The following is a 20384-nucleotide window of genomic DNA, read 5'->3' as shown; positions in this document are numbered from 1 at the left end:
GGCTATCGCTGGGTTGTTCCCGATGGTGATGTGGCCGGGCTTTGCCCGCCGGTTCCCGTCTGAGGCGTCGGGTCCTGGTCGGCCGGCGCCGTATTGCCGGTCTGGCCCGATTGCTCCGGAGACGTGTTGTCCATCGGGTCCGCCTGGTTGTCGTTGGAACTGTCGCTGCAAGCGGCAAGAAACAGCCCGGCCGTAAGGGCCGCTATGGCAGGTCTCATTTCTTCTTGTCTCCGTTGTTCTGCCCGTCGTCCTTATGACGGCGATGCGCGTCAAGCGCGATGACCTTCTCGATCGCCGCAACGTCTGCCGCCGCGGCAACCGGCACCGGATCGCTCGCAACCGCCTGAAGCACTTCCGGCGAGAGGGCGCCGTTGCGGATGACATATTCCAGCGCTTCGCGCGTCTGACGTTCGGCCTTGAGCTGGGCATAGAGAGCAAGGATCAGCCGATCCCTGATATCGTGACCGCCCCTGCCCGATCCCGATCCCGATCCGGCAAGTTCTGCCATGGGCGTTCCTCCAAATCTGTCATCGGATTAACTTTCGGTCGCTGCCATTGTTCCCTCTGGGGGACACTCCCCTATCTGGAAAGAGGGAAGACCTAGAACCCGAGAGGAGGCAATAAATGACCGCGATGACCGCGCAGGAATTGGAGGGCCGGCTGAACGCCCATCGCGAGCTGATGATCGACCTGCTCGCGGCAATGATCGGTGGGGAGGTTACCATCACCGCCTTCCTGCAGAGGCTGCGGGACGACGCGACCTTCAAGGACAACGAGGAAGATCCCGGCGTGATGCCGGAAGACGGCTTCGCCATCGAAAATTCCGGCGCAAGAGAGGTCCGCGCGATCCTGGAAGCTGCCCGCGCACGGGCAGCTGCGGACCGACTTGCGGACCGCCGTTCATAATTGTGACGAACTTGCCACCATTATGGCGATTTGGTGGAACCGCATGGGGTACTGCTTCGTTCTCCGCCTATAGGAGCGATGGAGGCATCTATGGTCAGAGAATGGGTGGAGGCCGCAAGTTTCATCCTTGTGGTGGCGGCATGTTATCTGATGATCGTGCCGGTCTGAGGCCGGCTCGCACGTGACGCACCCTTCGTGCGTCTACTCCGCCTGCAGCTCACGGCGGGAAAAATAGGCCGCGAGCGCCTCGATATCCCCATCATCCATATTCTTCGCCGCCTCGGTCATGAGGTGGCTGTAGCGCGTGCCGCCGCGAATGCCTTGCCGGAAAAGGCGGAGCTGATTTTCGATATAGCGGGCGCTCTGCCCCGAAAGCCGCGGATAGGTTGGATTGCCGCCCGCCCGCTCATGACAGGTGAGGCAGGCGGGAATCTTATCCTCAGCCCTTCCCCTCACCGCAAGCGCGCGCCCGCGCTCGACAAGTTCCTCTTCCGCCGATGCGGGTAGCCGCTCGGGCCTTTCCTGCCCGGCGTAATGCTTCGCGAGCTCCTGCAGCACGTCGTCATGCAGCGAGCCGGCGGCCACTTCCATGATGCCGCTTGCCCGCTTGCCCTCGACATAGCCCCGCAGGCTTTCCAGGAGATAGGGCTCCGATTGGCCGGAAAGGCTCGGGATGAGGCTTCCTCCCTCAAGGCGGCTTTCCGCGTGGCAGGCCTCGCAAGTCGCGAGCGTCTCCGAAAAGGCATTGGTGAAGACGGGGCGGCTGAAGCCCGCCAGCCGCTGATAGCCTTCCATGTCGAGTTCGGGCAGCTTGCGCAGGAAAGCGACCATTGCCCAGACCTCGTCGTCACGGCTCTCAGCCGGCCAACCCGGCATGCCGGTGAAGCGCACCCCATGCTTGACGATCTCGTAGAGCTGCTCGTCGCTCCAGGTCGGAACGGCCATTCTCAGGTCCGGCGGCACGGGCAGCATGGAAAGGACCGCCTGCGATCGCTCCGCCACCGGCGAACCATGGCAGATCGCGCAACCCGCCTCGTAGTGACCGGCGGCCGGAGGCAGCAAGGCGGGATCGGTGAGCGGCGGCGCCTTCACCCCGATGGCTGCCGTTTTGACCGAATTGCGCATCACCCAATGCAGGAACCAGTCCGTCACGCCCCAATGGCCGGTGCTCGCCCGCACGCCGACGAGGCCCGACCAGCCGACGATGAGGCCGAGGATCGGCAGCAGGATGACGATGACGATGAAATGCTTCCTGCTGATCCTCATCGCCCTGCACTCCCGGTCTCGTTCGGGATGCCCGCGTTCAGGCTGCGCGACAGCAGGGCCACGCCTCCAGCGAGATAGACGATGGCGCCCACCAGCAACATCACCACGCCGCCCGCCTGCTGATCAGCGATGGCCGAAAGCGGAATGCCGAAACAACTGACTTCCCCGGTTCCGTAAAGCGGCCGGGGAGAGAGGGAAAGCAAGGCTCCCAGCAGCGTCATGTGCATGGAGGTGAAGATGAGGCCGAAAGTGCCAGCAAGCCGCCGCTCCTCCCGGCCCACTGCCGCCCCGCCGAGACAGGAGAGCCAGAGGACGACGCCGGCGACGAAGAAGGAAGCCTGCTCGACAACGGTGAATATGATCGAGCTTTCCGACAGCGCCCGCAGCGCCGGCAGATGCCAGCCCCATACGGCAAAGAGCTCCACTATCGAGGCGAGGACCGGAGTGATCCAGTGCCGACCTGCCGTCACGTCGAAACGGCTACCGGAAAGGCCAAGGGCGACAAGCGGCGCGCCGCCGGCCACCACACCCATGTGAACGACCATGTGCACGGTGAAGGACGTGCGGTCGGCCAAGGGCAGCACAAGCCCCCAGAGCGCGGTGAGAAACATGAGACCGGCGAGCAGGGAGAATGTCTTCATTGCTGGCACCCCGCGATGAAGATCAGCGGGATTGCCACATAGATCACCGCGACGAAGCTGAGGCCCGAGAGGAGTAGCGTCGCAAATCCCTGAAAGAGCTTGCGGTCCTCGCGGGTCGGGTCGTCATGTGGCGGATCGTCCGAGCCGAACCCCCATTGCCGCCAGGCAAGGAGTGCCGCGATGACGATCATCGCGAGCGCGAGCAGCGTGAAGATGCCGAGACCGATCCTCATCGTGTCGATCGAGATTTCGACCGCCATTTCCTTGGCGCAGAAGATGGCCATGGCGACGTAACAGACCAGGAAGTGCACGGCCCAAACGACAGGCGCCGTGAACAATGTCCAGAGAGTTTCGACCTCGCGCGGGATAAAGCTCTTCATCTCCGGTCACCTCGCCAATGGGAAAAGGCCGATCACGCTGAAGGTGACAACGGCGGTGACGGCCATGAAGTGCCAATAGAGAACGACGTTGCAGATGTCCTGGTCGTATTCCGCCGTCATCCGCCCCGTCAGGCTGCGGGCGAGGCAGTAGAGCTGCATGATCGCTCCGACGGCGCCATGGGCGACGGTCCAGATGGCCACGATCCAGACGATCGCCGGATAGACATGCGCGGTCGGCTCCATGCCGTGGACATAGGGGCCGGCGAGACCCGCCGCGGAACCGGCGACCGTCAGCACGAAGGCGGCCACAAGGCCCAGCCGTGCGGCTGCGATCCGGCCACGGCCATTGAGTTCACGGGCAACGACCATCACGCCCCAGGCGATCAGGAAGAGAACCAGCGCGACCATGGGCCAGAAGACGCCCGGCCCCGCAATGCCGGCGGTGAAGTCCTCATGGATCGTCCAGTAGAAGAAGTAGCCGAAGATCAGGCTCGCAAAGGCCGTTCCGTCACCGACCATCGTGATGAACATAGCCCACCAGCCGACGGACGCCGGCCCCGAGACATAGATCGGCAGCTTCTCGCCGAGCCCCACGTCCATCTCGGGCGCCTCGGGAATGGGCGCGGTTCCTGTCCAAAGCCAAACGAGCACAGCGATCAGGGTGATGATCGCGCAGACGATCGTGGTGATCCACCAATGGAAGGTGAGCGCGATGAAGACGCCGCCGAGCGCCAGGGCGGCGATGATCGTAACATAGGAGACGCCGCCGACGCGCAGGCACTGGATCGGCTTCGCGTCGAGCACCGAAGTCACCAGCGTTTCGCGATAGCCCGATTTCGCATCCGGCAGGTAGAAGCGGCCCGCTTCGATATCCTCTTGGAGGTTGGGCTGGTCCCAAAGTGGATAACGGCTGTTGATGATCGGCACGGAACGCATACCCCAGGTCTCGTCGGGATCGTTGGTCCATTCCAGCGTTCCCGAATTCCAGAGATTGAGGTTCCTTTCGGAGGGCTTCGGCCTCGGCCGCACCACATCGATGACGAAGGTCGCGACACCCGTGGCGAAGATGAAGGCGCCGATGGTCGAGATAAGATTGAACCAGTCCCAGCCGATCCCTTCCGGATAGGTGAAGACCCTGCGCGGCATGCCCCGCAGACCGGAGAAGTGCATAGGAAAGAAGCCGATGTTGAAACCGATGAACATCAGCCAGAAGGCGACCTTGCCCCAGGCGTCGCTCAGCTTCTTGCCGGTGAAGAAGGGGAAATAATAGTAGACCCCGGCGACGACCGGAAACAGCATGCCGCCGATCAGTACGTAATGCAGGTGAGCGACCACGAAATAGGTGTCGTGCGCCTGCCAGTCGAACGGCACCAGCGCCACCATGACGCCCGTCAGCCCGCCGATCACGAAGATGATGATCCCGCCCGCCCCGAAGAGCATGGGCACGGAGAAGATCACCCGGCCCGCCAACATGGTGGCGATGAAGACGAAGATCTGCACGCCCGTCGGGATGACCACGGCTTCGGAGGCCGCTGAAAAGAAGGCGAGCGATATCTGCGGCAGTCCGGTGGTGAACATGTGGTGGACCCAGAGCCCGAAGCTTAAGAACCCCGTGCCCACGGCGGCGAGCACGATCCACGAATAGCCGACGATCGGGCGCTGCGCGAAGGTCGGCACGATCATCGCCATCAGCGCGATCGCCGGCAGGAAGATGATGTAGACTTCCGGATGGCCGAATATCCAGAAGAGGTGCTGCCAGAGCAGCGGATCGCCTCCCCGTTCCGCATCGAAGAACGGCCAGTCGAACATCCGCTCCATCTCGAAGAGGATGTCGCCGGCAATCAGCGGCGGAAAGGCGAAGAGGATCATGCCCGCGACGATCAGCAGGTACCAGGCGAACATCGGCATCAGGTTGACGCGCATGCCGGGCGCGCGGCACTTCATGATGCCGACGATGATCTCCACGGCCGCCGCGATCGACGCCACTTCGATGAAGGATAGACCGAGCAGCCAGATATCCGCACCGATGCCGGAAAATTCCTTGTCGGTGGCAAGCGGCGGATACATGAACCAGCCGGTATTCGGCGCCGAATTGAAGAAGATCGAGCCGCAGACGAAGATGCCGCCGATGAGGAAACTCCAGTAACCGAAGGCAGAAAGGCGCGGAAACGGCAGTTCCCGTGCGCCGAGCATGGACGGCAGGAGGAAGATCGCGATCGCCTCGAAGATCGGCACCGCGAAGAGGAACATCATCACCGTTCCATGCAGCGTGAACGCCTGGTTGAAGAAATCCGCCGTCAGGAGATCGTTGTTGGGCACGACGAGCTGCAGCCGTATCAGGAGAGCGAGAAGGCCGGCAAACAGCATGAAGATGAAGGCCGTCACGCCGTACCAGAGACCGATCTGGCTGTTGTTCACCGATGTCCAGTAGCGGATGCCTTTCGGCGTTTCCCACACGTCACGCAGCCGCGCCTCCTGGGCCGCTCTCTCCTCCGGTGAAAAATTGCCGAGCTCCCTCTTCATCTGAGCTCCTTCAGATAGGCGGCGATCCGCTCGACGTCGTCCTCGGGCAGCATGCCGAAAGAGGGCATCCTCGCCTGCGGTTTGATTTCGGTGGGATAGCGGATGAAGCGCGCGATATGCTCCTGCGTATTTGAAAGGGTTCCCGCGCCGACCGTCGCCCGTTCTCCGAACGCGGTCAGGTCTGGACCGATCGTCCCTCTCGCCTCGGTGCCGGAAATGGCATGGCAGGCGGCACAGCCGTGGCGCAGGAACAGCGCAAGGCCGTCCCCTCCGGTATTTGCCGAAGCGGCCGTGCGCGCCGAAAGCCAGGTGTCGTACTCGGCCGGTTCGAGCACCAGAACGGAAAAGGCCATCAAGGCGTGGGAGGGACCGCAGAATTCGGCACAGACGCCGCGATAGGTGCCGGGCCGCGATGCCTCCAGCATCAGCCGGTTGGTTCGCCCGGGGATCATGTCCATCTTGCCGCCGAGCGCGGGAATCCAGAAGGAGTGGATGACGTCCGGCGATTTCACCTCGAAAACCACCGGCTCGCCGACGGGCATCCGCACCTCGTTGGCCGTCTCGAAGGCGAGCTCACCATCCGAACCGAAATAACGCACCCGCCACCAGAACTGTTCGCCGGTGACCTCGATCCGCCGCATGCCGCCATCCTCTCCCTGAAACCAGGGGCGGATGTTCGGCATCAGCCATACCGCATAGGAGAGAAGGGCTGCGAGAATGAGCACGGGCAGGATCGCGCCGCACCAAAGGATCACCCGTCCTGCCGCCGCCTCCGAAAGGGCTTCACGCTTGAGACGTCCCGCATAGATGAGCGCGCCGACGACGGTGACCCAGATCAGCACGGCACCGACAAGCATGGTGAAGAAGAGCGTTGCTATGTCCCGTGCCTCCGGTCCCGCGGGATCGAGGGTGGATTGCACGCCGGAACAGGAGGCAAGCAAGAACGAGAGACCGAGGAAAATGCCGCAGGAGAACGGAAAGCCCCGGAAGGGAACGCCTCCACCGAAGCCGGCTTTCGATCGGATTGGCCGGCATTTGCTGCCGGTCAAGCGGTCATTTTTCATTCGGCACATGTTCGGCGAGCGGGGCTGGAGGTTGCAAACCGCAAAAACATTCCGCCAAAAACACGCTTCTCCGTAATTTGTTCCAACAGAGCGGTAACAAACTGTAACCGGCGGAGAAAAATTTGGAACGATTCCGGCTAGGAGGGGTTAGTCGTCTGCGTTGGGTTCGACCCCAATTTTCGCGACGGGAGAGAGATCATGCGAAACCTCATTGCCATGCTGAAGGAAAAATTCGTTCGGGCGGCTTCGATAAAGAAATGCGTGCAGCAGCAGAACGGCGAGATGCAAGTCGTGGTTCCGGAAGCCGTCGTGCTTCCGCTGCCGAAGGCACCGCGCGAGGAGATCAGCGTGCCGGCTTCCATCAACGGGCGGGATTTGTCGACCGGCCGCCTCTGACGGCGGCTGAAATCTCAAGCACGAAATCTCATGTGAAAGGAGTTCGCGATGGCTGCCATCGAGTCCGCAACCATTCTCATCCTTGCAGCCGACGGCTACGAACGTTCTGAATTGCGCGTGCCGCTGGAGGAACTGCGAAAACGCGGCGCCAAGGTGAAGATCGCCTCGATCAAGACCGGCGAAATCAAGAGCTGGGACCAGAAGGACTGGGGCGACACCGTACCCGTCGATCTCGCAGCCGCGGACGTCGAGACCGAGGAATTCGACGCGCTCGTCCTGCCGGGCGGTCAGATCAATCCAGACATTCTGCGCGCCAACGACGATGCAATGCGCGTCGTGCGCGATTTCGTGAAGAGCGGCAAGCCGGTGGCTGCCATCTGCCATGCGCCCTGGCTGCTCGTCGAAGCGGACGCGTTGCGTGGACGCAAGGCCACTTCCTATCATTCGATCCGCACGGATGTCCGCAATGCCGGCGCCACATGGGAGGACAAGGAAGTGGTCACCGACAACGGCATCATCACCTCCCGCTCACCAAAGGACTTGCCGGCCTTCGTCGCGAAAATCGTCGAGGAAGTACAGGAAGGCCGCCACAATCGCCGGGCAGCGTGACCGCCACGCTACGCTCTCAGAGCTCGGCGACAACCGCCCGCGATCATTCGCGGGCGGTTTCTATTCCGAGGTAGCCCACAGAAAGGCAAGCAGCCGGCGCTCATCCACCCGAAGGCCTCTCGGGCAGGATATTTCCTCCCCCAAAAGCTTCTCCAACGGCGAGATATCCTCCGAAAGCGCAAGTATGGAAGGATGGATATAGCTGGACCGGCAGACCGCCGGCGTATTGTGCAGCGCTTCCGCCGCCGCCTTGCACAAGGTCTTGATCTTGGGCCGTCTCCCCTCCTCCTTCACGATATCCCAGGCCTTGCGGAACGCAGCAAGGCTTCCGCCCCACGTGCGGAATGTCTTGGCCGATACGGCAAACCCGGCCGCCTTGGCGAGATAGGCGTTCAGCCTGCCGGAATCGACCGGATGCGGCACGCCGTTCTCATCCGGCCACGAGAACAACTGGCGCCCCGGCAGATCGGCGATCTCCTCGAATATACGCTGCAGCCGCCGGTTTCTAAGCGTGTGGCGGACGCGCTTGCCGCCCTTGGCCGTGAAGCGCAGCAGAACGGCATCGTCGGAAACGGTCATATGGCGCTTCAGAAGCGTGGTGGCACCATAGGTGCGGTTCTCACGCGCATAGGCCCGGCTGCCGACCCGCAAGTGCGTAACGTCCATCAGCGCCACCAGCGCGGCGATCACCGCATCCGACTTGTCCAGGCCCTGAGCGAGATCGCGTTCGGCGCGGCGGCGGATGCGCGGCAAGGCCTCGGCAAACTGGATCAACTGGTCGAATTTCTGCTCGCTGCGGAAATTCTGCCAGTCGGGGTGGTAGCGATACTGCTTCCGCCCTCGTGAATCATAGCCGGTCGCCTGTAGGTGGCCATTCGCATCCAGGCATATCCAGACATTCTCATAGGCGGGCGGCAGCCCGAGCGCGTCGATCCTCGCCCGTTCCTCCGGATCGGTCAGAAGCTCTCCATCCGGCAGGCGATAACAGAACCCTCGCCCCCGCCGGAGCCGGCGAATGCCCGGTTCCGTGTCGCTGACATAGGTAAGCCCGATGGATTTGAGGGAGGCGGCATCGATTTCGATGGTCTTCGGAAGTGCGTCCATGGCCGCTTAACGGCAGCCACGAAACGAAGTTCCTCGCGCGGCTCAATTGAAGGCGAGATCCTTGAGGCTTTCGGAGGAATCCCGCTCGAAGGCCGCACGGGGTGCCGTCAGTGTCCAGCGCAAACCTTCGTTCAGGAACTGCATCTCGACGGTTCCGCTGAAGGCGGCCGAAGCGTGTCGCTGGACGATAGTCGTGCCGAAGCCTGTCCGGGAAGGTTCCTTGGCAGGCGGACCATCCAGCTCCTCCCATCGGATGCGAAGCTTCGTCTCGTCGTCGACCTCGAGGTTTTCCCAGGTGAGGCAGACCTTGCCCTGAGGCACGGAGAGAGCGCCGTATTTGACGGAATTCGTAGCGAGCTCGTGCAGGACGAGCCCGAGGTTCTGCACCGCCTCCGCCTTCAACGTGAAATCTTCGCCGCGCATCTCCACCCGCTCGAAGGCTTCCGCGAAAGTACCCAGTTGGATTTCCACCACACGGCGGATCGACACGCCGGCCCATTGCTCCCGCGCCAAGGCTTCGATGGATTTGCCGAGCCCTTGCAGACGGTTGCCGATCGCCTTCTGGAATTCCTCCATCGTCGTGTCCTGGCGGGCGAGCTGCCGCATCATCGCCTGGACGAGCGTCAGGATGTTCTTCGTGCGATGAACGAGTTCATGGAGAATGAGGTGTATGCGGTCCTCGGCCTGGCTCCGGTCGAAGGAGGCGTTGGAAAGGGCGATGGCGATCTGGTTCGCCTCGGTGATCTTCGTTTCGACCGGCGAGACGATCTCGCCCTTGCCGATCCTTTCCGCCATTTCGGCGATCTGCCGGATCGGAATACGAAGCTGGCGCGCAACGAGCCAGGCGAACAGCATGCCGATGGCAAGGAACAGGAGGCTTCCCCCGATCAACTGCCGCATCGTCGAAAGGATGCTCGCCTGTGCCGATTCGATCGGTCCCCAGACGATCGCCTTCCACGACCATCCGGTAACCTGGGCATAGCCGTACATCTGCCGCGGGGCTCCGTCGACATCCTCGATCGTGCCGCTGAAGCCGCTCATCAGGCGCAGGGTCTCTTCCGGAAATGTGCTGCCGAAAGCGGGGCTTTTGTCGCCGCTGGAAGTCACGACCTTGCCGGTGCCGTCCACCACCGCCACCGACCAGTCCTTCACCAGCCCTTCGGTCGAGACCAGCCTTTGGAGATCTTCGACGTTCTGCGTCATGATGAGGGCGGCACCCACATGCGAAAGAGACCGCGGCAACGGCAGCGTGATATTGAAGACGAAACGGCCGCTCGTCGCTCCGAAGAAGACGTTGGAAACCTCGGTCACCCGCGATTTGAGCGCCGATTCCAGCGAGCCCACATTGGCGACCTTACCGAGAGGAGTGCCGAACGGCACCCGCGTGTTCAGGCGCTGCTGGCCGTCACGGTCGACGAGGATGACATAGACCGAATTCGAACGCAGGCTGTTCTGGGTTCGATTGTGAAAGGAGCGCAGGTCGCCGTTTTCGAGTTCCGGCGATGTGGCGAGGATGCGAAGCGTCGTCGACATGTCCTGCAGCTCGCGATCGATCGCACGCGCCACGAGCTGGGCGTCCTCCGCCGTTTCATTGGAGAGAATCTCGCGCTCGTTCGACTCCAGTTCCATCATCAGGAACGCGACGAACACAAGCAGCGGCACGGCGACCACCGCCGCGAGCGCGACCAGGTAGACACCGATGGACGCGGTTGGAAAAAGACGCGAAACCCTAATCATTTCGCGCCCTTGCCATACGCGGCACACTGCAGGGGCAACAAGCTCCCGCACGCATTTTCATTTCGTATCCCGCCCTTTTGCTAATATAGCAACGAATACTTTTCTATCCGCTTTTGCAGGCAGGGCCAAGGATTGATTGCCGGCAATGTTCCTTCTTCTTCATCAATGGGGGATCGGCCACAGGTAGGCGGCAGCCGCCCTGCAATCATGGATCCAGGGCGGCTGAAGGGCTCATCGGCTGAATAGATGGGCGATATCGCGGGGCGTCAGGAGGTGTGCTTGTGCCGTTCGCCGACGTCGAAATTGAGAGACCATTCGCTCTTCGGCGCCTTCCGTCCGGGAGGCATCTTGTGCGCCGTCGCATCTTCCGACCCGGTGATCTTCGTCGGCTTGGCACTCGCCACGCCGCTGGCTTTGGCACCTTCTCTGGTTCTTGCGAATTGCCCTTCGGCGTCGCGCCGAATGGTATCCGCCTTGTCGTCCTTGCCGGATTTCGTCATCAAACCGCTCCGCTTTCCCATGGACGCCCGGATGGCGCCCTCACTTTTGGCCTGTGAACCCGCATCTCAGACGGTGGTCGAACCACTCACAACGTCGGTAGAAGTGTTGTTCACCCGCAGATTGTTTTGCACGTGCCGAACGCCGGAGACGTCATCGGTGAGGTCTTCGGCACGTCGCTTGTCCCAACGGCTGGATACGAAACCATCAAGGGTGACCTCGCCCTCCTTCACGGTGACCGAAACGTTCGACGCATCGAGAAGCGGATCGTCGCTGAGGCGGTCGTTGACGTCCTCTTCGATGCGCGCATCCGAACGCCTGTAGCCGCGCGGCCCCTTACCTCGGTGCTCGTCCATCGCGCGGCGCTGCTCGGCTTCCTCGTCGCCGAACCAGGAAGCGACCTCGTCGCCCGCCCGCTCCATGAAGCCGCGCCGGCGGCCACGATCGGCGCCATAGTCTCGCTCGCCGCGGTAGCCCGAGCGATCATCGGAACCATAGCGCTCCGGGCCGTAGCCATAATCCGCTCCGTGACCGTAACGATCACCATAAGGCTGGCTGAAGCGATCGCGATTGCGGCCGGGCTCGTAGTGCAGGGTTGATGGTTGCGCGCGATAGGATTCGCGGGCCCAGACACGCGACTGGTCATTGTCGCCGTAGCCGCTGTCATAACCGAAATCGTCCGCAGCCCATTGCTCGCCGCGTCCGTAGCGCGAGCGGTCCTCGTCGCTTCGGCTGAGACCGCGTCGCCCCGGATTACTCTCCTCGCTGCGCTGGTAATCGCCGAAGCCCCGGACGTAACCTGTGTCACCCGGGCGATAATCGCCTGTTTCGCGGGAGGGATCCCGCTCGTCCCGCGTACGGTCGTTTCTGTATCCACCCGAGCGGGAATAAGGTCCGTTCGCCATTGCTTGTCTCCTCGATTTTCGGCTTGCTTCCACCGATCACAGAATACCAACCGAACCGCGGCGGCATGGGATTTGTTCCGCCATTTCCACCCTCCCGCAGCCTCAGGTGACGCTGTGACGCGCGATTTCCGACAAGCAGGTTTCGCCCGGAGGAACAACAAAGCCGGTTCGGGAATTTCCCTCCGGAATGGATTTGTTCCAGGCACACTTTCGCGAGAAAAGCCGTGGCCGATCAAAACAGACCGGTTCTACCCGATGGAGAGCTGACCGCCGTCAAGGATGAGCGCTCCTTCCAGGAGAAGACGTGGATCACTGAGCGCGTGGCCTGGATCGGCTTTGCCCTTCTGGTTATCGCAGCGCTGCTGGGTCTTGCTGGCGGCGGCGGGTGGGCTGCGCAGCGGGAAGGCCGGTACGGCTCTGCTCAAATGAAGATACCGGCGATCACCCGTTCCGATGCCCCGACCGAGCTGACGGCTCTCTTCGACGAGGCTGGCGAACGCAGCCTCGTCCTTTCCGCGGAATTCCTCGATGCCTTCCAGATCGAAGCCATCCAGCCTGCCCCCGAAGCCGTCCGGATCGAAGGGGAAAACCGCATCCTCCGGTTTCCGCCGGGTGAAGACGCGCCCTTGAGGGTGCGGCTTTTCCTGAAGACGCATTCAGCAGGGTTGTTCCGCTTCAATGCCGGCACGCCGGGCCGGACCTCGCCATTCACTCTGATCGTCCTGCCATGAGGTGAACCCATGGAATCCGTTATCCGCGGCGTCACGATGTATCTCGTCCTGCTCCTGATCATCCGGCTTTCGGGCCGACGAACGCTGTCGCAGATGACGCCGTTCGACCTGGTCCTGACCCTGATGATCTCCGAAACGACGCAGCAGGCGATGGTAGGAGAGGACCATTCGATCGCCAACGCGGTGATCCTGATCGTCACGCTTGTGGCGAGCGATATTCTCCTCTCCCATGTCAAGAGGTGGTGGCCGGCTGCCGGCAAAGCAATCGACGGCGTGCCGACCATGCTGATCGTCGAAGGTCAGGTGGATGAGCGGGCGCTCAAGCAAAGCCGCATCGAAATGACAGACATCATGGAAGCGGCGCGCCAAAGCCAGGGCATCCCGAAGCAATCGGAGATACGCTTCGCGATACTGGAGGCAAGCGGCAACATCAGCATCATTCCCTTCAAGGAAAGCTGACGCTCCGCCGGCCTGATCTCAGTCGATGCGCTCGCCGCTCTCCGGATCGAAGACGACCGCCTTGTCGAGATTGAAGGCGAACGGGAACTTCTGTCCCGGCGCAACATGCACGTCGGCGCGCGTGCGGGCGGTGAAGCTCATGCCGTGCAGCCTGCCGGTCACGAAGGTATCGGAGCCGGTCGGCTCCACCATCGTGACATCGGCATCGATATGGGCGATCGAGCGCGCCTGCGGATCGGCAAGCCCCGCATCGCTGATCGCTTCCGGCCGAAGGCCGACGATGACCTCCTTGCCCTGCGGCAATGCGGCTGAGACCGAAGGCGGTATGGCGATGGTGACATCGTCGCCGAAGAGGACGATGCGAGAGGCGCCGTCGCTGGAAACGACCTTGCCCTTCAGCATGTTCATCGCGGGAGAGCCCATGAAATCGGCGACGAAGAGATTGGCGGGATGGTTGTAAATTTCCGCGGGCGTGCCGACCTGCTGCACGGTGCCTTCCTTCAGCACGACGATCTTGGTGGCGAGCGTCATGGCCTCGATCTGGTCATGCGTCACATAGACGATCGTGGCGTTGGTATTCTGGTGAAGCGCCTTGATCTCGGCACGCACCTCGACACGCAGCTTGGCGTCAAGATTGGAGAGCGGCTCATCGAACAGGAAGACGCGCGGCTGGCGCACCAGCGCCCGGCCCATCGCCACACGCTGGCGCTGGCCGCCGGAAAGCTGGCTCGGCCGGCGCTTGAGCAGGTGCTCGATCTGCAGCGTCTTGGCGACCGACTTCACGGCCTCCGCGCGGGCGCTCTTGTCGACGCCGCGCATTTCGAGCGCGAAGGCGATATTCTCCTCCACCGTCATGTTGGGATAGAGCGCATAGGACTGGAAGACCATGGCGATGTCGCGCTTCGACGGATGCAGGTCGTTCACCACATGCCCGTCGATGACGATATCACCGGAGGTCAGCGGCAGAAGGCCGGCGATCGCGTTGAGCAGGGTCGACTTGCCGCAGCCAGACGGGCCGACCAGCACCAGGAACCCGCCCTTTTCCAGCTCGATGTCGATCCCTTTCAGAACTTCGGCATTGCCGATCTTCTTGCGCAGGTTCTTGATCTGAAGAAAGCTCATATGCCTTATCCCTTGACTGCGCCGGCCATCAGGCCACGCACGAAATAGCGTCCGGCGACGACATAGACGAACAGCGTCGGCAGCGCGGCGAAGACCGCGGCGGCCATGTCGACATTGTATTCCTTGACGCCGGTGGAGGAGGAAACGAGGTTGTTGAGCGCCACCGTCATCGGCGATGCCTCGCCGGAAGAGAAGGACACGCCGAACAGGAAGTCGTTCCAGATATTGGTGAACTGATAGATGATGGTCACGACGATGATCGGACCGGAGCTCGGCAGCAGGATGCGCCAGAAGATCCGGAAGAAGCCCGCGCCGTCGATCATCGCGGCCTTCACCAGCTCGTCGGGGAAGGCCTCGTAATAGTTCCGGAAGAACAGCGTGGTGAAGCCGAGGCCGTAGACGACGTGGACGAACACCAGTCCCGCGGTCGAGTTTGCAAGGCCGAAAGTGCCGAGAACGCGCGCCATCGGGATGAGAACCGCCTGGAATGGAATGAAGCAGGCAAACAGCATCATGCCGAAGACGAGCTTATGGCCGGGGAAGCGCCACTTGGTGAGCACATAACCGTTCAGCGCGCCGAGCAGCGTGGAGATGACGACGGCCGGCACGACCATGCGGATCGAGTTCCAGAAATAGCCCTTGATGCCGCCGCAGGTGACGCCGATGCAGGCTTCGCCCCAGGCTTTCACCCAGGCGGCGGTCGAGGGATCGCGCGGCAGGGCCAGCATGTCGCCGGCGCGGATCTCGTCGAGCGATTTCAGCGAGGTCGTGATCATCACGTAAAGCGGCAGCAGATAAAGCAGCGCCAGAATGATGAGGCACGCATAGATGACATAGCGCGCCGTATTTGCCGAGCCTGCGCTGACGGTTTCCTGGGCGGCGCTCATTGGTGCTTCTCCCGGAGCTCGGAATAGAGATAGGGAACGATGATCGCGGTAATGCCCATCAGCATCATGACGGCGCTTGCCGAACCCACGGCCATCTGGCTGCGCGTGAAGGTGTAGGAATACATGAAGGTGGAGGGCAGTTCGGTGGCGTTGCCGGGGCCGCCGCCGGTAAGCGCGATGACGAGGTCGTAGGACTTGATCGCCATATGCGCCAGAACGATGAAGGCCGACAGGAATACCGGACGCAGCAGGGGAATGATGATGCGGCGGTAAATGGAAACCGTCGGCGCTCCGTCGATCTGCGCCGCCTTGATGATTTCGCCGTCGATGCCGCGAAGCCCCGCCAGGAACATCGCCATGACGAAGCCGGAAGCCTGCCAGACGCCGGCGATCACGACGGTGTAGATCGCCATGTCGGTATTGACGAGCCAGTCGAATTTGAAGCTCTCCCAGCCGAGATTATGCATGGTCTTTTCAAGGCCGAGGCCCGGGTTCAGGAACCATTTCCAGGCCGTGCCGGTGACCACGAAGGAAAGCGCCATCGGGTAGAGGAAGATCGGCCTCAGCACTCCTTCGGCGCGGATGCGCTGATCCATCAGGATCGCGATGAAGAGGCCTATCGCAATGCACAGCCCGATGTAGAGCACGCCGAAAATGGCGAGGTTCTTCATCGCCATATACCAGTTCGGCTGCGACCACAGGCGATAATAGGCATCGAGCCCGACCAGATCGTAGACCGGCAGGATGCGGGAACGGGTAAAGGACAGATAGACGGTCCAGAGAATGAAGCCGTAGACGAAGACGAGGATGATCGCGAAAGAGGGCGCGAGCACGATCTTCGGAAGCGTTCCGCGCAGCCTGTCCGCGAAGGAAGGCCCCGAACGGCGCTGCTCCACGACGGGAACGGGTTCAATTGTCGTCATGATGATAACCTCCGGCCTGGGACCAGATGGAGAGAGTGGCAGGCAAGCAGGAACTTGCAAAGCGGCCGGGAATATTCCCGGCCACCTCTGATGACGGATATGTCGTAAAGGACGCGATCACTGCGCCGCGGCGACGGCTTCCGGCAGGCGCTGCAGTGCCTGCTCGGTCGTGAGCTGGCCGTTGAGGTGCTGCGTCACGACGTCGAATACGGCTTCCTTGACGGCGCCGGGCTGGGCATGACCATGGGCCAGCGAACCGGCGAGCGTGCCGCCAGAAGCAGCCTCCGCAAGGTCCTTCATGCCCTTCTTGCCGCAATCGTCGAACTCGGTATCCGGAACATCTGTACGGGCCGGAACGGAGCCCTTCACGGTGTTGAAGGCAATCTGGAAGGCCGGATCCTCGACGGCCGAAGCCATCTTGAGCTGGGCGTCGCGCTTTTCTTCGCCGATATCGAACATTACGAACTGGTCGGAGTTGAAGAGCACCGAGCCCTGGGTGCCGGGAAAGCGGATGCAGACGAAATCGGTGCCTGGCTTCTTCTCGGCGCGCAGCCATTCACCCTTCGACCAGTCGCCCATCTGCTGGGCGCCGGCCTTGCCTTCGATCACGAGAGCGGTGCTCAGGTTCCAGTCGCGGCCGGAGAAGTTCGGGTCGAAATAGGTGCGCAGCTTCGACATCGTGTCGAACACCTTCCTCATCGTGTCGCCGGAAAGCGATTCCGGATCGAGCTCGATGACGGCCTTCTTGTAGAAATCCATGCCGCCGGTCGAAAGAACGACGGATTCCCAGAGCGTGCCGTCCTGCCACGGCTGACCGCCATGAGCGAGCGGGGTGATGCCCTGTTCCTTGAACTTGTCGAGCAGCGCAATCAGCTCGTCGATGTTCTCCGGAGCCTTGCCGCCGGCCTTGTCGAGCGCGGCCTTGTTGAGCCACAGCCAGTTGGTGGAGTGGACGTTCACCGGAGCAGCGATCCAGTGGCCGTCATACTTGGAGAATTCCTGGAGTGCGGCGGGGATCACCTTGTCCCAACCCTGCTGGGTGGCGAGCTCGTCGAGATTGCCGACAACGCCCATCTCGGCCCAGTCCTTGATGTCGAAGCCGAGCATCTGCACGGCGGTCGGCGGATCGCCGGAGGTGACGCGTGCGCGAAGCGCGGTCATGGCCTGGACGCCGGAGCCACCGGCAACCGGCATGTCCTTCCAGCCGACGCCTTCCTTCTGCAGGTTTTCCTTGAGCACGTTGAGCGCCGCAGCCTCACCGCCCGAGGTCCACCAGTGCAGGACTTCGACCTCTTCCTGCGCCTGCACGGCGCCTGCCGTAAGCGCGATGACCGCCGCGCCGGCGGCGAGTTTGCTGATCATTCGAATATTCATTGAGAATCTCCCTTTGCATCCGGGCTCCTCTCCGGATATCGAGTTATAACGATATAAACGCCTCGCGAGTCAACCCGGCTTCAGGATTTTTTAAGCACTTGACCGGAGTGGCAAGCCGATGAAAAAATTGGGGAAATTGGTATCTACCAATTTTTACTCGTGAATCGAGAAAAACTCCCGGCGTGTTTGTCCGGACTTGTAAAGTTTTAGGAGGTGCTCGCCCTGCGTTTCCTGGGGCGAGATGGAGGAAGACGAATGCCGTTGGAGGACCCGGCCCACAAGGGACGGCGGGCAAAACCCGAGAGCGCTCCCGACCGGATGGGAAGCGATGCGAAACCGACACTGAAAACCGTCGCCGAACTGACCGGCCTTGCCGTGACGACGGTCTCTCGCGCGCTTGCAGGAGCGCCCCAGATCGCGCTGGAAACCCGGTTGCGCGTCCGCCAGGTTGCCGAAGAGATCGGCTATCTGCCCGACCGCGCAGCACAGCGCCTTCGGACCGGCCGCACCAATGTCATCAGCCTGGTTCTCGATCCGCACGAGGAAATCCTCGGCTATGCGACCTCGATGATCAGTGGGATCACCGCGGCCCTTCGCGGCACGCCCTACCACCTGGTCATCACACCTCATTTTTCCGATCTGCCGCAGGTCGAGCCCGTGCGCCACATCATGCGCAACCGCATGGCGGACGGCATCATCTTCAGCCGCACCGAGCCCGCTGACGAGCGCGTCAAGCTGCTGGTGGAGAACAACTTCCCTTTCATCTGTCACGGCCGGACGGAACTCGCGACCCCGCACCCTTATGTCGATTACGACAATTACGGCTTCGCCTATGAGGCCGCGCGAAGGCTGATTGCCGCCGGCAGCCGGAAGCTCGCGATTATCCTGCCGCCGGAACGCTTCACCTTCGCCCACCACATGCGACACGGCTTCATGACCGCCGTGCGCGAAGAGGGAGTGGCTTTCGAGTTTGCAACAGGGATCACGCTCGACAGCAAGTCGCATGAGATTCGCGACAGCATTTTCAAACGCCTTGGAGAACCTGACCGGCCGGACGGTTTTGTCTGCGGCGGCGAAGTCTCGGCACTCGCGGTCATGGCCGCCTCCCAGGACCGTGGGCTGGAGCTCGGCAGGGACATCCGCCTCGTCGCCAAGCAGACCTCCGGCCTGTTCGACGAGATCCGCCCGCGCGTCGAGACGATCTACGAGGATCTCTCCGAGGCGGGCCTGTTGATGGGAAGACTTCTTCTGAAAAGGATCGCCGGACCTGTACCGGTGGGCGAGCTCCAGGCTTTACAGACGCTCTGAAGCAAGATGGGCCGCGCGGGTAGGCGCGGCCCATCTTATCTCAATCCTCTTCCTGGAACACGGCCTCGCGCTTGGCCTTCACGCTCGGCATGAAGACGACGACGAGAACCAGTGCGGCGAGGAAGAGGAGGCCTGCGCTGATGGGGCGCGTGATGAAGGTGGTTGCATCCCCACGCGACAGGATCATGGCTCGCCTCAGGTTTTCCTCGAGCAACGGCCCCAGCACGAAGCCGAGCAGCAGCGGCGCGGGCTCGCAGCGAAGCTTGGTGAGCACATAGCCGATGAGACCGAAGAACGCGACCGAATAGAGATCGTAGACGTTCGAGTTGACGCTGTAGACCCCGATCGAGCAGAAGGCCATGATGATCGGGAAAAGCACGTAATAGGGGATCGTCAGCAGCTTCACCCAAAGCCCGATCAGCGGCAGGTTGAGGACCACCAGCATCAGGTTGCCGATCCACATGGAGGCGATGATGCCCCAGAAAAGCGCCGGCTGCTCGGATGCGACGTTCGGTCCCGGCACGATGCCCTGGATGATCATCGCGCCGATCATCAGCGCCATGACCGGATTGGCAGGAATGCCGAGGGTCAGCAGCGGGATGAAGGAGGTCTGGGCGCCGGCATTGTTGGCCGATTCCGGCCCAGCGACGCCTGCGACCGCGCCGCGGCCGAACTCTTCCGGATGTTTGGAAACCTTCTTCTCGACCGTATAGGAGGCGAAGGAGGCCAGGATCGCGCCCCCGCCCGGCAGGATGCCGAGCACCGAGCCGATGACGGTGCCGCGCAGCACCGGCGCGATCATGCGCCTGAAATCCTCCTTGGTCGGCAACAGCCCGCTGACCTTGGCCATCAGCACCGTGCGTGTCTTCTCGCTCTCCAGATTGCGCAGGATTTCCGCGACGCCGAAAACACCGACGGCAACCGCCACGAAATTCAGGCCGTCGGAATACTCGCGGATGCCGAGGTTGAAGCGCGGCGTGCCAGTGTAGATGTCGGTGCCGACAAGGCCGAGAAGCAACCCGAGCACCACCATGGCAAGCGCCTTGACGACCGAGCCGTGCGCAAGCGCGATCGAGGAGACGAGGCCGACGATCATCAGGGAGAAATATTCCGCCGCACCGAACTGCAATGCGATTTCCGTAAGCGGCGGCGCGAAGATGGCGACGAGGAAGGTCGATACCGTGCCCGCAAAGAAGGAGCCGAGCGCGGCGATGGAGAGCGCTACCCCTGCCCGGCCGTTGCGGGCCATCTGGTAACCGTCGATAGCGGTTACGGCCGAAGAGGATTCGCCCGGCATGTTGATGAGGATCGCAGTGGTCGAACCGCCGTACTGCGCGCCGTAATAGATGCCCGCCAGCATGATCAGCGAGGAGACCGGCTCGAGCTGGAAGGTGATCGGCAGCAGCATGGCTATGGTCGCAGTCGCGCCGATGCCGGGCAGAACGCCGATCAATGTCCCGAGAATAACGCCGATGAGGCAGAAGAACAGGTTTTCAAACGAGGATGCCGTCGAAAATCCGAGTGCCAGATTGCTGAAAAGATCCATCCGCC

Annotated in this window: 22 protein-coding genes; 6 read left to right on the top strand and 16 right to left on the bottom strand. The window is 62.1% G+C overall.

Annotation, left to right across the window (positions count from 1 at the left end; translation table 11 throughout):
• Nucleotides 1-2: 2 nt before the first annotated feature.
• A complete protein-coding gene (locus ACE04I_RS22155) occupies nt 3-218 on the bottom strand; it encodes a hypothetical protein (protein WP_137326640.1) in 216 nt (71 codons plus the stop codon).
• Nucleotides 215-508 (bottom strand): hypothetical protein, encoded by a 294-nt coding sequence (locus ACE04I_RS22150; RefSeq protein WP_046794849.1) that lies wholly within the window; start codon nt 506-508, stop codon nt 215-217. Before ACE04I_RS22150 ends, ACE04I_RS22155 begins: the two co-directional genes overlap by 4 nt.
• A gap of 116 nt (nt 509-624) precedes the next feature.
• On the opposite strand from ACE04I_RS22150, the gene ACE04I_RS22145 reads away from it, so the two are divergent.
• On the top strand, nt 625-906 hold the full coding sequence (locus ACE04I_RS22145) for a hypothetical protein (RefSeq protein ID WP_046794850.1): 282 nt from the start codon (nt 625-627) through the stop codon (nt 904-906).
• Between the two features lie 201 nt (nt 907-1107).
• Here the strand turns inward: ACE04I_RS22145 and ACE04I_RS22140 are convergent, their stop codons facing one another.
• From ACE04I_RS22140 to coxB, 5 genes are read right to left on the bottom strand one after another with little or no spacing between them, the layout of a single operon-like run.
• A complete protein-coding gene (locus ACE04I_RS22140; protein ID WP_046794851.1) occupies nt 1108-2172 on the bottom strand; it encodes a c-type cytochrome in 1065 nt (354 codons plus the stop codon).
• The gene (locus ACE04I_RS22135) at nt 2169-2813 is read right to left on the bottom strand and encodes a cytochrome c oxidase assembly protein (protein WP_046794852.1); all 645 of its coding nucleotides are present in this window, start codon (nt 2811-2813) and stop codon (nt 2169-2171) included. The genes ACE04I_RS22140 and ACE04I_RS22135 overlap by 4 nt, the downstream gene beginning before the upstream one ends.
• Complete coding sequence (locus ACE04I_RS22130; protein WP_046794853.1) at nt 2810-3193, bottom strand: hypothetical protein; 384 nt, start codon at nt 3191-3193, stop codon at nt 2810-2812. Before ACE04I_RS22130 ends, ACE04I_RS22135 begins: the two co-directional genes overlap by 4 nt.
• Before the next feature lie 6 nt (nt 3194-3199).
• Nucleotides 3200-5716, bottom strand: coding sequence for a cytochrome c oxidase subunit I (gene ctaD, locus ACE04I_RS22125; protein WP_046794854.1), 2517 nt, complete (start codon nt 5714-5716; stop codon nt 3200-3202).
• Complete coding sequence (gene coxB / locus ACE04I_RS22120) at nt 5713-6765, bottom strand: cytochrome c oxidase subunit II (RefSeq protein WP_487207607.1); 1053 nt, start codon at nt 6763-6765, stop codon at nt 5713-5715. The genes ctaD and coxB overlap by 4 nt, the downstream gene beginning before the upstream one ends.
• A gap of 213 nt (nt 6766-6978) precedes the next feature.
• Here coxB and ACE04I_RS22115 point away from each other — a divergent pair, with 213 nt between their 5' ends.
• Nucleotides 6979-7176, top strand: a complete 198-nt coding sequence (locus tag ACE04I_RS22115; RefSeq protein ID WP_046794855.1) for a hypothetical protein — start codon at nt 6979-6981, stop codon at nt 7174-7176.
• 48 nt (nt 7177-7224) lie between these two features.
• Nucleotides 7225-7785: a type 1 glutamine amidotransferase domain-containing protein gene (locus ACE04I_RS22110; protein ID WP_046794856.1), complete on the top strand. Its 561-nt coding sequence runs from the start codon at nt 7225-7227 to the stop codon at nt 7783-7785.
• Between the two features lie 60 nt (nt 7786-7845).
• Here the strand turns inward: ACE04I_RS22110 and ACE04I_RS22105 are convergent, their stop codons facing one another.
• The 4 genes from ACE04I_RS22105 to ACE04I_RS22090 all read right to left on the bottom strand — a co-directional run bounded on the left by ACE04I_RS22105 (nt 7846) and on the right by ACE04I_RS22090 (nt 12029).
• A complete protein-coding gene (locus tag ACE04I_RS22105) occupies nt 7846-8862 on the bottom strand; it encodes a DNA topoisomerase IB (RefSeq protein WP_046795099.1) in 1017 nt (338 codons plus the stop codon).
• Between the two features lie 69 nt (nt 8863-8931).
• On the bottom strand, nt 8932-10626 hold the full coding sequence (locus ACE04I_RS22100; protein ID WP_487207606.1) for a sensor histidine kinase: 1695 nt from the start codon (nt 10624-10626) through the stop codon (nt 8932-8934).
• 266 nt (nt 10627-10892) lie between these two features.
• Complete coding sequence (locus tag ACE04I_RS22095; protein ID WP_046794858.1) at nt 10893-11126, bottom strand: hypothetical protein; 234 nt, start codon at nt 11124-11126, stop codon at nt 10893-10895.
• A gap of 66 nt (nt 11127-11192) precedes the next feature.
• Nucleotides 11193-12029 carry a BON domain-containing protein gene (locus ACE04I_RS22090; protein ID WP_052760406.1) on the bottom strand — a complete coding sequence of 279 codons (837 nt, stop codon included), beginning with the start codon at nt 12027-12029 and terminating at the stop codon, nt 11193-11195.
• Between the two features lie 224 nt (nt 12030-12253).
• Here ACE04I_RS22090 and ACE04I_RS22085 point away from each other — a divergent pair, with 224 nt between their 5' ends.
• Together ACE04I_RS22085 and ACE04I_RS22080 are read left to right on the top strand one after the other, a co-directional pair.
• Nucleotides 12254-12760 (top strand): hypothetical protein, encoded by a 507-nt coding sequence (locus ACE04I_RS22085; RefSeq protein WP_052760407.1) that lies wholly within the window; start codon nt 12254-12256, stop codon nt 12758-12760.
• A gap of 9 nt (nt 12761-12769) precedes the next feature.
• Complete coding sequence (locus ACE04I_RS22080) at nt 12770-13219, top strand: DUF421 domain-containing protein (RefSeq protein WP_487207605.1); 450 nt, start codon at nt 12770-12772, stop codon at nt 13217-13219.
• Nucleotides 13220-13237: 18 nt separating this feature from the next.
• On the opposite strand, the gene ACE04I_RS22075 is transcribed toward ACE04I_RS22080, so the two are convergent.
• The 4 genes from ACE04I_RS22075 to ACE04I_RS22060 form a co-directional block, all read right to left on the bottom strand.
• A complete protein-coding gene (locus ACE04I_RS22075; RefSeq protein ID WP_046794861.1) occupies nt 13238-14341 on the bottom strand; it encodes an ABC transporter ATP-binding protein in 1104 nt (367 codons plus the stop codon).
• A 5-nt stretch (nt 14342-14346) separates the two neighbouring features.
• Nucleotides 14347-15228, bottom strand: coding sequence for a carbohydrate ABC transporter permease (locus ACE04I_RS22070; RefSeq protein ID WP_046794862.1), 882 nt, complete (start codon nt 15226-15228; stop codon nt 14347-14349).
• Nucleotides 15225-16151 carry a carbohydrate ABC transporter permease gene (locus ACE04I_RS22065; RefSeq protein WP_046794863.1) on the bottom strand — a complete coding sequence of 309 codons (927 nt, stop codon included), beginning with the start codon at nt 16149-16151 and terminating at the stop codon, nt 15225-15227. Before ACE04I_RS22065 ends, ACE04I_RS22070 begins: the two co-directional genes overlap by 4 nt.
• A 117-nt stretch (nt 16152-16268) precedes the next feature.
• On the bottom strand, nt 16269-17525 hold the full coding sequence (locus tag ACE04I_RS22060; protein ID WP_046794864.1) for an ABC transporter substrate-binding protein: 1257 nt from the start codon (nt 17523-17525) through the stop codon (nt 16269-16271).
• A gap of 255 nt (nt 17526-17780) precedes the next feature.
• Here ACE04I_RS22060 and ACE04I_RS22055 point away from each other — a divergent pair, with 255 nt between their 5' ends.
• The gene (locus ACE04I_RS22055; protein WP_052760408.1) at nt 17781-18833 is read left to right on the top strand and encodes a LacI family transcriptional regulator; all 1053 of its coding nucleotides are present in this window, start codon (nt 17781-17783) and stop codon (nt 18831-18833) included.
• A gap of 40 nt (nt 18834-18873) precedes the next feature.
• On the opposite strand, the gene ACE04I_RS22050 is transcribed toward ACE04I_RS22055, so the two are convergent.
• A complete protein-coding gene (locus tag ACE04I_RS22050; protein ID WP_046794865.1) occupies nt 18874-20379 on the bottom strand; it encodes a tripartite tricarboxylate transporter permease in 1506 nt (501 codons plus the stop codon).
• Nucleotides 20380-20384 lie beyond the last annotated feature (5 nt).

The organism is Rhizobium moroccans (assembly GCF_057559155.1).
The sequence above is the reverse complement of the archived record's forward strand: the minus strand, read 5'-3'. Positions and strand labels throughout refer to the sequence as shown.

Excerpts from the sequence above, each read along its gene's own strand:
- ACE04I_RS22155 (WP_137326640.1), bottom strand. The coding sequence starts at position 218 with ATGAGACCTGCCATAGCGGCCCTTACGGCCGGGCTGTTTCTTGCCGCT.
- ACE04I_RS22150 (WP_046794849.1), bottom strand. The coding sequence starts at position 508 with ATGGCAGAACTTGCCGGATCGGGATCGGGATCGGGCAGGGGCGGTCAC.
- ACE04I_RS22145 (WP_046794850.1), top strand. The coding sequence starts at position 625 with ATGACCGCGATGACCGCGCAGGAATTGGAGGGCCGGCTGAACGCCCAT.
- ACE04I_RS22140 (WP_046794851.1), bottom strand. The coding sequence starts at position 2,172 with ATGAGGATCAGCAGGAAGCATTTCATCGTCATCGTCATCCTGCTGCCG.
- ACE04I_RS22135 (WP_046794852.1), bottom strand. The coding sequence starts at position 2,813 with ATGAAGACATTCTCCCTGCTCGCCGGTCTCATGTTTCTCACCGCGCTC.
- ACE04I_RS22130 (WP_046794853.1), bottom strand. The coding sequence starts at position 3,193 with ATGAAGAGCTTTATCCCGCGCGAGGTCGAAACTCTCTGGACATTGTTC.
- ctaD (WP_046794854.1), bottom strand. The coding sequence starts at position 5,716 with ATGAAGAGGGAGCTCGGCAATTTTTCACCGGAGGAGAGAGCGGCCCAG.
- ACE04I_RS22115 (WP_046794855.1), top strand. The coding sequence starts at position 6,979 with ATGCGAAACCTCATTGCCATGCTGAAGGAAAAATTCGTTCGGGCGGCT.
- ACE04I_RS22110 (WP_046794856.1), top strand. The coding sequence starts at position 7,225 with ATGGCTGCCATCGAGTCCGCAACCATTCTCATCCTTGCAGCCGACGGC.
- ACE04I_RS22100 (WP_487207606.1), bottom strand. The coding sequence starts at position 10,626 with ATGATTAGGGTTTCGCGTCTTTTTCCAACCGCGTCCATCGGTGTCTAC.
- ACE04I_RS22095 (WP_046794858.1), bottom strand. The coding sequence starts at position 11,126 with ATGACGAAATCCGGCAAGGACGACAAGGCGGATACCATTCGGCGCGAC.
- ACE04I_RS22090 (WP_052760406.1), bottom strand. The coding sequence starts at position 12,029 with ATGGCGAACGGACCTTATTCCCGCTCGGGTGGATACAGAAACGACCGT.
- ACE04I_RS22080 (WP_487207605.1), top strand. The coding sequence starts at position 12,770 with ATGGAATCCGTTATCCGCGGCGTCACGATGTATCTCGTCCTGCTCCTG.
- ACE04I_RS22075 (WP_046794861.1), bottom strand. The coding sequence starts at position 14,341 with ATGAGCTTTCTTCAGATCAAGAACCTGCGCAAGAAGATCGGCAATGCC.
- ACE04I_RS22070 (WP_046794862.1), bottom strand. The coding sequence starts at position 15,228 with ATGAGCGCCGCCCAGGAAACCGTCAGCGCAGGCTCGGCAAATACGGCG.
- ACE04I_RS22065 (WP_046794863.1), bottom strand. The coding sequence starts at position 16,151 with ATGACGACAATTGAACCCGTTCCCGTCGTGGAGCAGCGCCGTTCGGGG.
- ACE04I_RS22060 (WP_046794864.1), bottom strand. The coding sequence starts at position 17,525 with ATGAATATTCGAATGATCAGCAAACTCGCCGCCGGCGCGGCGGTCATC.
- ACE04I_RS22055 (WP_052760408.1), top strand. The coding sequence starts at position 17,781 with ATGCCGTTGGAGGACCCGGCCCACAAGGGACGGCGGGCAAAACCCGAG.
- ACE04I_RS22050 (WP_046794865.1), bottom strand. The coding sequence starts at position 20,379 with ATGGATCTTTTCAGCAATCTGGCACTCGGATTTTCGACGGCATCCTCG.